General features: G+C 62.1%; 10 protein-coding genes. 1 reads left to right on the top strand and 9 read right to left on the bottom strand.

Annotation, left to right across the window (positions count from 1 at the left end):
• Positions 1-251 precede the first annotated feature (251 nt).
• From BFP90_RS11390 to BFP90_RS11355, 8 genes are all read right to left on the bottom strand, one after another.
• On the bottom strand, positions 252-962 hold the full coding sequence (locus BFP90_RS11390; RefSeq protein ID WP_065894482.1) for a PqiC family protein: 711 nt from the start codon (positions 960-962) through the stop codon (positions 252-254).
• Positions 963-1,135: 173 nt separating this feature from the next.
• On the bottom strand, positions 1,136-3,400 hold the full coding sequence (gene parC, locus BFP90_RS11385) for a DNA topoisomerase IV subunit A (protein ID WP_065886541.1): 2,265 nt from the start codon (positions 3,398-3,400) through the stop codon (positions 1,136-1,138).
• 70 nt (positions 3,401-3,470) lie between these two features.
• A complete protein-coding gene (locus BFP90_RS11380) occupies positions 3,471-4,466 on the bottom strand; it encodes an esterase-like activity of phytase family protein (protein WP_065886542.1) in 996 nt (331 codons plus the stop codon).
• Positions 4,466-6,370, bottom strand: a complete 1,905-nt coding sequence (parE, locus tag BFP90_RS11375) for a DNA topoisomerase IV subunit B (RefSeq protein ID WP_065886543.1) — start codon at positions 6,368-6,370, stop codon at positions 4,466-4,468. The genes BFP90_RS11380 and parE overlap by 1 nt, the downstream gene beginning before the upstream one ends.
• 45 nt (positions 6,371-6,415) lie before the next feature.
• Positions 6,416-7,024, bottom strand: a complete 609-nt coding sequence (locus BFP90_RS11370; protein WP_065894478.1) for a YqiA/YcfP family alpha/beta fold hydrolase — start codon at positions 7,022-7,024, stop codon at positions 6,416-6,418.
• Positions 7,025-7,204: 180 nt separating this feature from the next.
• Positions 7,205-8,017, bottom strand: a complete 813-nt coding sequence (gene cpdA / locus BFP90_RS11365; RefSeq protein WP_065896719.1) for a 3',5'-cyclic-AMP phosphodiesterase — start codon at positions 8,015-8,017, stop codon at positions 7,205-7,207.
• Between the two features lie 98 nt (positions 8,018-8,115).
• Positions 8,116-8,565: a DUF1249 domain-containing protein gene (locus BFP90_RS11360; protein WP_065886546.1), complete on the bottom strand. Its 450-nt coding sequence runs from the start codon at positions 8,563-8,565 to the stop codon at positions 8,116-8,118.
• Positions 8,556-9,173: an NUDIX domain-containing protein gene (locus tag BFP90_RS11355; RefSeq protein ID WP_065886547.1), complete on the bottom strand. Its 618-nt coding sequence runs from the start codon at positions 9,171-9,173 to the stop codon at positions 8,556-8,558. The genes BFP90_RS11360 and BFP90_RS11355 overlap by 10 nt, the downstream gene beginning before the upstream one ends.
• A gap of 194 nt (positions 9,174-9,367) precedes the next feature.
• Between BFP90_RS11355 and BFP90_RS11350 the strand changes: the two genes are divergently transcribed.
• Positions 9,368-10,114: an RsiV family protein gene (locus BFP90_RS11350; RefSeq protein ID WP_065894476.1), complete on the top strand. Its 747-nt coding sequence runs from the start codon at positions 9,368-9,370 to the stop codon at positions 10,112-10,114.
• On the opposite strand, the gene cytX is transcribed toward BFP90_RS11350, so the two are convergent.
• A complete protein-coding gene (gene cytX, locus BFP90_RS11345) occupies positions 10,083-11,372 on the bottom strand; it encodes a putative hydroxymethylpyrimidine transporter CytX (RefSeq protein WP_065896718.1) in 1,290 nt (429 codons plus the stop codon). The genes BFP90_RS11350 and cytX overlap by 32 nt on opposite strands.
• Positions 11,373-11,473: the final 101 nt, after the last annotated feature.

Genomic DNA, 11,473 nt, shown 5'->3' with positions numbered 1-11,473 from the left:
AACGGGGCGCCTGAGATCAAAAGCAGATCAAGATCAAGAGCGGCTCGCTTCGCATCGTGGTTACGGTGGGGGCTACAGAGTTGTGTAGATACTTATGCCCCGATAGCGCTAGTCCAGTCAGAGATGCATTAACTGACCCACCGCCATCGGGGGCAAGCCCCCTCCCACAGTTAATCGTGGTGCAGCTTAAATTGCAGCCCAAACAAAAGGCCCGCTTACTCAGCGGGCCTTTTGTTTGTCTGGCATTCAGATCAAAACCTGAACACTTCCAGGTCCGTACGAATCGGTGTTGCCATCGGCATCTTCGGTTTTTCCGGGGTTGCGGGCTTGGCTTGTGCCGGTGCCTGCTTGCGCGGTGCCTCGGCAATCGGCGGCTGGTTGGCCAGCGGCTTGAGCGCCACCGACAGCTGCTGCGCCAGGTGCTGCAACAATACGCCCTGGGCCTGGACCTGGGACGCGGTGGTGCCGGCATGTTCTTCCTGCAGGTGCACGATACGGTTGTCCCGTACTTGCCCGCGACGGTCGATCAAGCGCCACTGTGCATCCAGGATCGCCGGTTGCGACTTGCCGGAGTCAAGCCGTGTGATGGTCAGCAACACTTGCACATCCGGGGAAAACCCCGATGGGCCTGGCGCCAGGACCACGCGCTGACTGTCCAACTGACCGGCCACCTGACGCAACATCAACTGGTTGATATCGGAAGAAAGGCTACCCGCCCAACGACCATCCGTGGAACCTTGCAGGCTTCCGTCGTTCTGACGTTGGAGCAGGGTCTCGCGTTGCAGGTAATCAGCAACGATGACCGGACCCAGCAGGACCGCCATGCCGGCGGTTTGTGCTGGCTGAGCCGGACTTCCGCTGTCCAGCTGGTACAGCGACACCGGCTGGTGCGTGCTGCAACCCGCCAGCCCTAATAGGCCAGCGAGCATCAAAAATAGAGGAAGGCGTGGAGCAGTCATCATCCCATCCAGGTGGCTGCCACAAGGCGAACCACAATGTAATACTAAAAATAACCTAAACACGCTCGGCCACGCCGGCGCTGGAAAGGCCATATCATCCGTGAATATGCGCCATGACTCCAGCGCCAAAGCGTCGATCTACGCGTTAAATCGTAGATCGAGGCCTCTAGTACGCCTTAAGCAGGCGTTTCTACCAACAAAGCATCCACTCGCTGGAAGCCTCGAGGCAGTTTGTTGCCGCGTCGACCGCGCTCGCCCTTGTAGTGCTCAAGGTCGTCAGGGCGCAGCGACAGCGTGCGCTTGCCGGCCTGAAGCACCAGCGTAGCGCCTTCGGGGATGACGGCAATGTCGGTCACGTACTCTTCGCGACTGGCCACACGCTCTCCCGGGATACCAATGATCTTGTTGCCCTTGCCCTTGCCCAGCTGCGGCAGGTCGCTGATCTTGAACACCAGCAGACGCCCTTCGGTGGTCACCGAGGCCAGCCAGTTGTGCTCACGATCCTCCACCGGTCGCGGCAGGATCACCTTGGCATTGTTCGGCAAGCTCAGCAGCGCCTTGCCCGCCTTGTTCTTGGCCTGCAGGTCTTCACCCTTGACCACGAATCCGTAACCGGCGTCGGAGGCGATGACATACAACGAATCATCGTCCGGCAGCAGCACGCACTCGAAATTCGCCCCCGGTGGCGGTGTAAGGCGCCCGGTCAGCGGCTCGCCCTGCCCCCGTGCGGAAGGCAGCGTGTGGGCCGGCACCGAATAACTGCGCCCGGTCGAGTCGATAAACACCGCAAACTGGTTGGAACGTCCGGCGGCGGCGGTTTTGAAGCCATCACCGGCCTTGTACGAAAGCCCGGTGGCGTCAATATCATGCCCTTTGGCGGAGCGAACCCAACCCTTTTCCGACAGAACGACGGTAATTTTCTCGTTAGGCAGCAGCTCGGTTTCTGTCAGAGCTTTCGCTTCCGCACGCTCGACAATCGGCGACCGGCGGTCATCGCCGTAGGTTTCGGCGTCCTTGATCAGCTCGCTGCGCACCAGCTTCTTGAGCTTGGCTTCACTGCCCAGCAGCGCCTGCAGCTTGGCTTGTTCCTTGAGCAGTGCGTCCTGCTCGTCGCGCAGCTTCATTTCTTCCAGTCGCGCCAACTGGCGCAAGCGGGTGTCGAGGATGTAGTCAGCCTGGATCTCGCTCAATTCGAAACGCGCGATCAGCTCGGCTTTCGGGTGCTCGGCGGTACGGATGATATGGATCACTTCATCCAGGTTGAGGTAGGCGATCAACAAGCCGTCCAACAGGTGCAGGCGGCGCTCGACCTTATCCAGGCGAAATTGCAGGCGCCGGCGCACGGTCTGTACGCGAAACTCCAGCCATTCCACCAGCAGGTTGCGCAGGTTCTTGAGCTGCGGCTTGCCGTCCAGGCCGATGATGTTGACGTTGACCCGATAGCTGGACTCCAGGTCGGTGCTGGCAAACAGATGCTGCATCAGCACTGCATGATCCACCCGGCTGTTGGTCGGGATGATCACGATGCGGCAAGGGTTCTCGTGGTCGGACTCATCGCGCAAGTCGGCGACCTGCGGCAGTTTCGACGGCTTGGCCTGCATCAGCGCGGCGATCTGCTCCAGCACCTTGGCGCCGGACACCTGATGCGGCAACGCGGTCACGATAATGTCGCCGTCTTCGACGTGATACACCGCGCGCATGCGCACCGAGCCCTTGCCGGTTTCGTACATTTTCAGCAGGTCGGCGCGCGGCGTGATGATTTCCGCTTCGGTCGGGTAGTCCGGGCCCTGGATATGCTCGCAGAGCTGCTCGACCGTGGCTTTTGGCTCATCCAACAGGCGAACGCAGGCGGCGGCGACTTCGCGCAGGTTGTGCGGCGGCACATCGGTGGCCATGCCGACAGCGATGCCGGTGGTGCCATTGAGCAGAATATTCGGCAAACGTGCCGGCAACACCAGGGGTTCGTCGAGGGTGCCGTCAAAGTTGGGCCCCCAGTTCGCGGTGCCCTGGCCCAGCTCGCTGAGCAATACTTCCGAATAACGCGACAGACGCGCCTCGGTGTAACGCATGGCGGCGAAGGACTTGGGATCATCCGGCGCGCCCCAGTTACCCTGGCCGTCGACCAGGGTGTAGCGGTAGCTGAACGGCTGGGCCATCAGCACCATGGCTTCGTAGCAGGCCGAATCGCCGTGGGGGTGGAACTTGCCGAGCACGTCACCGACGGTACGCGCCGACTTCTTGTGCTTGGAATCGGCGTCCAGGCCCAACTCACTCATGGCGTAGATAATGCGCCGTTGTACCGGCTTCAGGCCGTCGCCGATATGCGGCAGGGCACGGTCCATGATCACGTACATGGAGTAGTTGAGGTAGGCATTTTCGGTGAAGTCAGCCAGCGATCGGCGTTCTACGCCATCTAAGCTGTCTGCGAGGATGTCACTCATGCGGGCCTCATCGTTGGGTAAGGCGCAGCGGAACTGCCGCTGCGCTGATTCAATTCAAAAAAGTCGCGGCTCATGGCTGGGCACTCCAGCCACCGGCCGGGGCGGCAAACCGATAGACCACCGGACGCTTTTCACCGTCGGCACGCGCGCCAAAATTATTGTCGATACCAATCCAGGCGCCGTCGGCGTCCACCACCAGGGCTTCGGCCAGGCCATAAGGTTGGGGGTAACGCCGTTCGGGCGTCAGGGTTTCGTCGGCAAACGACCAGCACAGCTCAACCTTGGCCGTCACCGTATCGCGTCGGCAAATCTGGAATGCATTGCGCTCCAGGGTGAACAGCTTGTCGTTGAACAGCGCCAGGTCGGCAAAATCCTTGGACACGGCCTTGGCGTTGGTGAACTGCGCCGGCTGCACTTCCAGCCCGGCCTCGCTCAACAATACGCAAGCCCCCTCGCAATCCCACACGCTCTGCCCGCGCTTGATCGAGATCAGGCCACGGCGCTCACGCTCGGCGGCGAGCCAGATCTGATTGCCTTGCGGGTTCACCGTCAGGCCTTCGAACAACGCATTGAAGTGCAGCAACATGCCGCTGGCCCGCGCCTCGCGCACCATGCCCGGGGCGATTTTCAACCACTCGGGCGCACCGGCTGCCGGTACCTGCAACACCGCCGCATGGGCTTCGCTGACGATGTAGCGGTTGCCTGCGGCATCACAGCTGATGCCTTCGAAATCCAGGTCTCCACCGCGAATGAACGAAGCCGCCTTGGTGCGCGAGCGCAACCCCCACGGCAGGCCCGATTCGGGCACCGGGGGTACATCGATCGTCAATGCCTCGGCGTTCCAGGTCGGCTCGCGGGTGTCCAGACGATAAATCCGGTCATCATCGCGGTCCGATACCGTCCACAGGTCCTTGCCGCACAGCGCCAGGCCCGACAGGTTGCCGCCGCGCATGCCGTCTACCGGATGTTCCGACACCAACTTGAGCTCAGCCACGGGCGCGGCCACCCCATCGGTGGCTGCCAACCCGCACACCATCAGGATCGCCAGGGCGACGCCTGTGCGCATCAGCCCAATACCTCGGCCAGGTTGCCTTTGGATTCGAGCCAGGCCTTGCGATCCGGCGCACGCTTTTTCGCCAGCAGCATGTCCATCATTTCCGAAGTGCCGGCGAAGTCTTCCAGGGTCAACTGCACCAGACGCCGGGTGTTCGGGTCCATGGTGGTTTCGCGCAGTTGCGGCGGGTTCATTTCACCCAGGCCCTTGAATCGCGTGACCTGTGGCTTGCCGCGCTTCTTCTCGGCCACCAGGCGATCGAGGATGCCATCGCGCTCGGCTTCGTCCAGGGCGTAGAAAATCTCCTTGCCCAGGTCGATGCGGTACAGCGGCGGCATGGCGACGTAGACGTGACCGGCATCCACCAACGGGCGGAAGTGCTGCACGAACAACGCGCACAGCAAGGTAGCAATGTGCAGGCCGTCGGAGTCGGCATCGGCGAGGATGCAGATCTTGCCGTAGCGCAGCTGGCTCATGTCCGCTGCGCCAGGGTCGACCCCAATGGCCACGGCGATGTTGTGCACTTCCTGGCTGGCCAGCACTTCGCTGCCATCGACTTCCCAGGTGTTGAGGATCTTGCCGCGCAACGGCAGGATCGCCTGGAATTCCTTGTCCCGCGCTTGCTTGGCGGAACCGCCGGCGGAATCACCTTCCACCAGGAACAGCTCGGAGCGCATCGGGTCCTGCCCGGCGCAATCGGCCAGCTTGCCGGGCAATGCCGGCCCCTGGGTGATGCGCTTGCGCTCGACTTTCTTGCTGGCCTTGAGGCGACGACCGGCGTTGTTGATCGCCAGCTCCGCCAGGGCCAGGCCCAGTTCCGGGTGCTCGTTGAGCCACAGACTGAAGGCATCCTTGACCACACCGGAGACAAACGCCGCCGCCTCGCGGGAGGACAGGCGCTCCTTGGTCTGGCCGGAGAACTGCGGCTCCTGCATTTTCATCGACAGCACGAACGCAATGCGCTCCCACACGTCTTCCGGCGCCAGCTTCACGCCGCGCGGCAGCAGGCTGCGGTATTCGCAGAATTCGCGCATGGCGTCCAGCAAGCCTTGGCGCAAGCCGTTGACGTGGGTGCCGCCCTGGGCGGTGGGGATCAGGTTGACGTAGCTTTCCTGCACGCTGTCGCCACCTTCGGGCAACCACAACAGCGCCCAGTCGACGGCTTCCTTGTTACCGGCCAGGCTGCCGCAGAACGGCGCGTTGGGCAGGCGTTCGAAGTCGCTGACCGAATCTTCCAGGTAGGAGCGCAGGCCGTCTTCGTAGTGCCACTCGACCTTTTCGCCGGTGCCTTTGTCTTCAAAGCTCACCAACAGGCCCGGGCACAGCACGGCCTTGGCCTTGAGCACATGCTTGAGACGGCTGATGGAGAATTTCGGCGAATCGAAGTATTTCGGGTCCGGCGCGAAGTACACGCTGGTCCCGGTGTTGCGCTTGCCGACAGTGCCGACCACTTCCAGCTCGGTGGCTTTGTAGCCATCGGCGAAGGTCATCTGGTATTCGTTGCCGTCACGCTTGACCTTGACCCTGACCTGCGTGGACAAGGCGTTGACCACGGAAATCCCCACGCCGTGCAAGCCGCCGGAGAACTGGTAGTTCTTGTTGGAGAACTTGCCGCCGGCATGCAGTTTGGTGAGGATCAGTTCGACGCCCGATACACCCTCTTCCGGGTGAATGTCCACCGGCATGCCGCGACCGTCGTCGGACACTTCCAGGGAGTGGTCGGCGTGGAGAATGACCTGCACCGACTTGGCGTGCCCGGCCAAGGCTTCGTCGACACTGTTGTCGATGACTTCCTGGGCAAGGTGGTTCGGCCGACTGGTGTCGGTGTACATGCCGGGGCGTTTGCGCACCGGGTCGAGGCCCGAGAGGACTTCGATGGCGTCGGCGTTATAAGAGCTAGCGCTGGGAGTGGCCATGGGGTCTCGTCGTGAGTCGTTCGATTAAAAAATGACCTGCGATTTTTACAGTGACGAAAAATCGAAGGATTGATACTGATCAGCGCCAATGCCGGCAAAGCTCAACAATGCCGGCAATTGCTGGGCAAACCCTTGGTAACCGTGGTCGCCACCGGCCTGGATGCGCAAGGCACAGGCCCGGTAATACTGTTGGGCCAGGCGATAATCCAGAGTTTCGTCCCCGGTCTGCAACCACACCTGATAACGCGCGGCGTCCTGAGGAGCCGGTACTTCCAGCTCGGCCAACGCCGTGACGTGGTCGAGGGTCAACTCCCAGCTTTCGTCGGTGTAGAGGTTCTTCTGGGTCCCCAGGTAGCCGTCAAACATCCGATGGGGGCTGACCGCCGGGTTGACCAGCAGCGCCTTGAGGCCATGGCGTTCGGCAAGATGGGTTGCATAGTAGCCGCCCAATGAACTGCCGACCAGCAGCGGCCTGCCCAGTTCTGCGATGGCCTCCTCCAATTGAGGAATCGCCTGACGCGGATGATGATGCAGCGCCGGAACACGCAGCTGCTCGGACAGGCCAAGCTTGCCCATTACGGTGATCAACTGGCTGGCCTTGTTGGAAGCCGGCGCACTGTTGAAACCGTGAATATAGAGGATCGAAGCGGACATGCCGGGCTCTCCGTGACTCAGCCAAAGAGGCGCAGTTTACAGGGATAAGGGGCCTGTGTGAGAACCCATGTGGGAGGGGGCTTGCCCCTGATGGCTGAGTGTCAGTCAGCACATGTGGCAGCTGACACACCGCCATCGGGGGCAAGCCCCCTCCCACCTTTTGATCAGCGTTTACAGCTATTAATAGCCGTTGCTGCCGTAGTCGACGGTGAAAGCGAAATCCCTGACCCGCTCCACCCCGGTCTCCAACCGCCCGTCGGCATGCAAACGCAGCCAGCGATAGCCTGGGGCCTGGTCGCTGACCTGGAAGTCCTCACTCCCGGGCGCGAACTGGATGCAGGTGGACGGCGAAGCCAGCAGGCGCACGCCGTTGCGCTCGCTGTCGATTTCCTGGTGCACATGCCCCCACAAAACCGCTTTCACTTGGGGGAAGCGGTCAAGCACGGCAAACAGCGCATCCGGATTGCGCAGGCCGATAGGCTCCATCCAGGCGCAGCCGATCGACACCGGGTGATGATGCAGGCACACCAGGTGATGCCGGTTCGGCGCTTCACTCAAGGCCTGGACGAGCAGTTGCAGCTGCTGGTCCTGCAGGTAGCCGGGCACGGAACCGGGGACGGCGGAGTCCAGCAAGGTCACGCGCCAGTTGCCGACGTCAACCACCGGCTCCAGCAGGTCGCTGTGCACGGCAGCGTGGGCCATGATCTGCGGCTCATCGTGGTTGCCGGGCAGCCAGCGCGCGGGAGCGCCCATCGGCGCGGTCATGTCGCGAAATTGCTGGTATGACGCCAGTGTGCCGTCCTGGGACAGATCCCCCGTGGCCAGCACCAGATCGACAGGCGGCTGCTGCTCGCGCACAAGATCAATCACCCGCTGCAGGCTGTCGCGGGTATTCATGCCCAGCAGCGTGACGTCTGCATCGGCAAACAAATGGCTGTCGGACAGTTGCACCAACAGCACAGCGTCAGGGTTCATGGCGGATACGCTCGGCAAGGCGCTCTCCCTAGCGGTCACAGGAATAGACAGGTGGGGCAATTATGCTGGGGCAGGACGCAAAGAGGAAACCCAGGGAAAACAAACGCAGTTCACATCTACCGCACGACTTCGAACTCATGGCCCAGGGCCAGGCAGTGACTCAGCCATTCGCCGAGGAACACATTGAGCTGGGCTTTCTCATCGGGCTGGTGCATGAACACATTCGGGTAAGGATAGATGCTGCGAAAGCGTCGCGCATGTTCGGCGCTGATCACTTCGGCCATGCGTGCATCGTGGTACACCTGCACTTCCAGCTGCGGCACCGGCAGCCAGGGCAGGCTGTGCTCCTGGCGCACGCGCAGGGTGGTGGTGTACGGGCAATTGACGATGACTTCCAGGGTCAGCACGCCCAGCATCTGGTCGCCGTGGGTCACGGCAATGCGCCGCGCCTGGGGCGTGTGGCGCATGTCGGGGAGCAGGCGCATCAGCCGCGCATAGTTGGCCTCGCACGCGGCCTGCAGCCCGATCAGGTCAACCCGGTAACGTTCCCGTGCCTTTACTGCCATAGCCCCCTCACTTCCGCGCGATTAAGCGCAAGCCATTGCAGGGCGATAATGCTGGCTGCATTGGAAATCCTGCCGTCGCGCACAGCCTGGAAGGCATCTTCGAATGCCCAGGTGGTCACGCGGATATCTTCGGCCTCTTCTTCCAATCCATGGATACCACCGGCCTGTGAGCTGTCGCAACGGCCCAGGTACAGGTGGACGAACTCGGTACTGCCGCCAGGCGACGGGAAATACTTGGTGATCGGCCACAGCGCGGAGAACGTCAGCCCAGCTTCCTCTTCGGCTTCGCGGTGTGCAACCTCCTCGGGTTGCTCGTCCTTGTCGATCAGGCCGGCGACCATTTCCACCAGCCACGGGTTGTCGGCACGCCCCATGGCGCCGACGCGGAACTGCTCGATCAGCACCACTTCATCGCGCTGCGGATCGTAGGGCAGTACGCACACCGCATCATGGCGCACAAACACTTCACGATTGATCACGCGGCTCATGCCGCCGTCGAACTTCTCGTGGCGCAGTTGCACCCGATCGAGCTGATAGAAGCCCTTGTAAGCAGAGTCGCGCTGAACAATCTCGATATTCTTCGGCGTCGACTTCGTAAAGTCCGTCATATTCTTCCTCGTCATAAGCCGTGCAGTGGGCGCCATCCTAACGCGCCCAAGTGGCTCGGCGCAGCCCCTTTCCGGTTGCCGGGATAGACGGCGGGCGTCAAACTCACACTAATCAGTCTAGTGGCGAACTGGCGGCCCTGTTGGCAGTCCAAGCGCTACTCTTTTCGCTTTCCATCGATTTACGAAGGACACACATGTCGCTTTTAAAAATCGCCTCCATGGCTTGTATTGCCTTGACCCTGGGTGCCTGCCAGAGCCTGTTCCAGCCCGGCCAGCTCAAACCGCTGGACGTCACCACCGACAAGTCGGAGCAGATCAAGCCCGGCTGCGGCAGCCCTGATTGTCCGCTGGTGAACATCGACACCGTGCATTTCCCCGCCGACCCGCAACTGGACAAACTGGTCGAGCAGCGCCTGCTGCAGATGACCCGCACCACGCCCGGCGCCGGCGTCCCTGCGACCCTGAATGCCTACCGGGACACATTCCTGCGCGAATCCCCCGACCGCCACAGCATGTACTTGCAGGCCAAGGTACGTGAGCAGCATGACGGACTGGTGATCGTTGAAGTGTCCAGCTACCTGGACACCGGCGTGGCCCACGGTGAACCTGGCCGCGGATTCATCAACTATTCACGGGTGCTGCACAAGGAATTGGGCCTGGCCGACATGCTGTTGCCCGGCCAGGAGCAGGCCTTCTGGAATACCGCAAAAGTTGCCCACAACAGCTGGTTGATCAACACCAAGATGGACCGCGACCCGGAGTTCGTGAAGAACTGGCCGTTCCAGAAAACCCCGAACGTGGCCTTGACCAGCGGCGGCGTGGTGCTCAAGTACAACGTCACCACCATCGCCCCCTACGCCCAGGGGCTGATCGAAATCACCATCCCCTATGCGCGCCTGACCGGTGTGATCAAGCCTGAGCTGATGCCCGCGCGCCACTGACCGCCCGCCCCAGGATAAACTGCAGCAACCCTGCCAGCAGCAATGCCGGCAGGGTTGCGCCGATATCCGGATAGAGGTGCGCCAGCAGGTGGTAGGTGCCGATGCCGCCCAGCCACGCCAGCAGCGCCGGCCAATGCAGTTGGGTCACCGTGCCCTGGCGCCGACGGCGCAGGATGAAGTGATCCACCAGTACCACGCCGAACAGTGGCGCAAACACTGAGCCGATCAGCAACAGGAAGTTCTGGTATTGCGCCAGGGGCGCCAGGCAGGCAATCACGGTGCAAATCACACCGATGGCCAACGCCAGGTGCTCGACTTTCAAACGCAGCAGCATCCCGCTCGACACCGCCGCCGAGTGAATATCGGCAAAGGCATTTTCCGACTCGTCCAGCAGGATCAGCAACAGCGGAATACCCAGGCCGGCGCCGGCCAGGGCCAGCAGCAGCGCATTGACTTCAGCGCTGGGCGCAAAGGCCAGGGTGTAGGCCACCCCCAGGCTCATCAGCCAGAAGTTACCGATAAAGAACCCCAGCGCGGTGCCGCCGAACACGCTTTTCGCGCGCTTGCCAAAGCGTGAGTAGTCGGCGATCAGCGGCAGCCACGACAGCGGCATGGCGATGGCAATGTCAAAGCCCACCGCAAACGGCATCGAACCGTCACCGGCCTGGGCCCACAGCGCGACGAGGTCGGCCTTGGCAAACAGGTTCCAGGTCAGCCAAAGACAGGCCGCGAGCAGCAGCCAGATGCCCCATTTGCGCAGGATTTGCCGCACGAAGGTCAGCGGGCCACTCACCGCCAGCACGGTGGCAAGGCCACCAAACAACACGGTCCACAACAAGGGGCTCGCCAACAGGTTGCCCTCGCTGAACGCACGCGTACCCAACAAGCTGGCGGCATCGCGCATGACGATAATTTCGAACGAACCCCAGCCAATCAATTGCAGCAGGTTCAACAGCGCCGGCAGGCTCGCACCGCGGCTACCGAGGCTGAGCTTGAGCGCGGCCATGGCGGACAGCCCGGTGTCGCTGCCGATCACGCCGACGGCGGCCAGCAACAGCACGCCGACCAGGGTGCCGAGCAAGATGGCCAGCAATGAACCCGACAACCCCAGGCCCGGCGCCAGTAAGGCGCCGGTTTGCAGGACCATCAGGCCGATGCCGAGGGAGAACCACAGGGAGAACAGGTCGCGGGCGCCGAAGACGCGCTTGTCCTGGGGGACTGCAATGTCCGGCGAATAGGTGCTCGGTTGAATGCTCAAGGGTGGAATCTCTGAGGGGCTGATCGTTCCCACGCTCTGCGTGGGAATGGCGCTTTGGACGCTCTGCGTCCGCCTTTGTGACGCAGAGCGTCACGGGATGC

Source organism: Pseudomonas sp. 24 E 13 (assembly GCF_900004715.1).
Taxonomy (GTDB): Bacteria; Pseudomonadota; Gammaproteobacteria; order Pseudomonadales; family Pseudomonadaceae; genus Aquipseudomonas; species Aquipseudomonas orientalis_A.
This window is presented reverse-complemented; position numbering and strand designations above follow the sequence as displayed.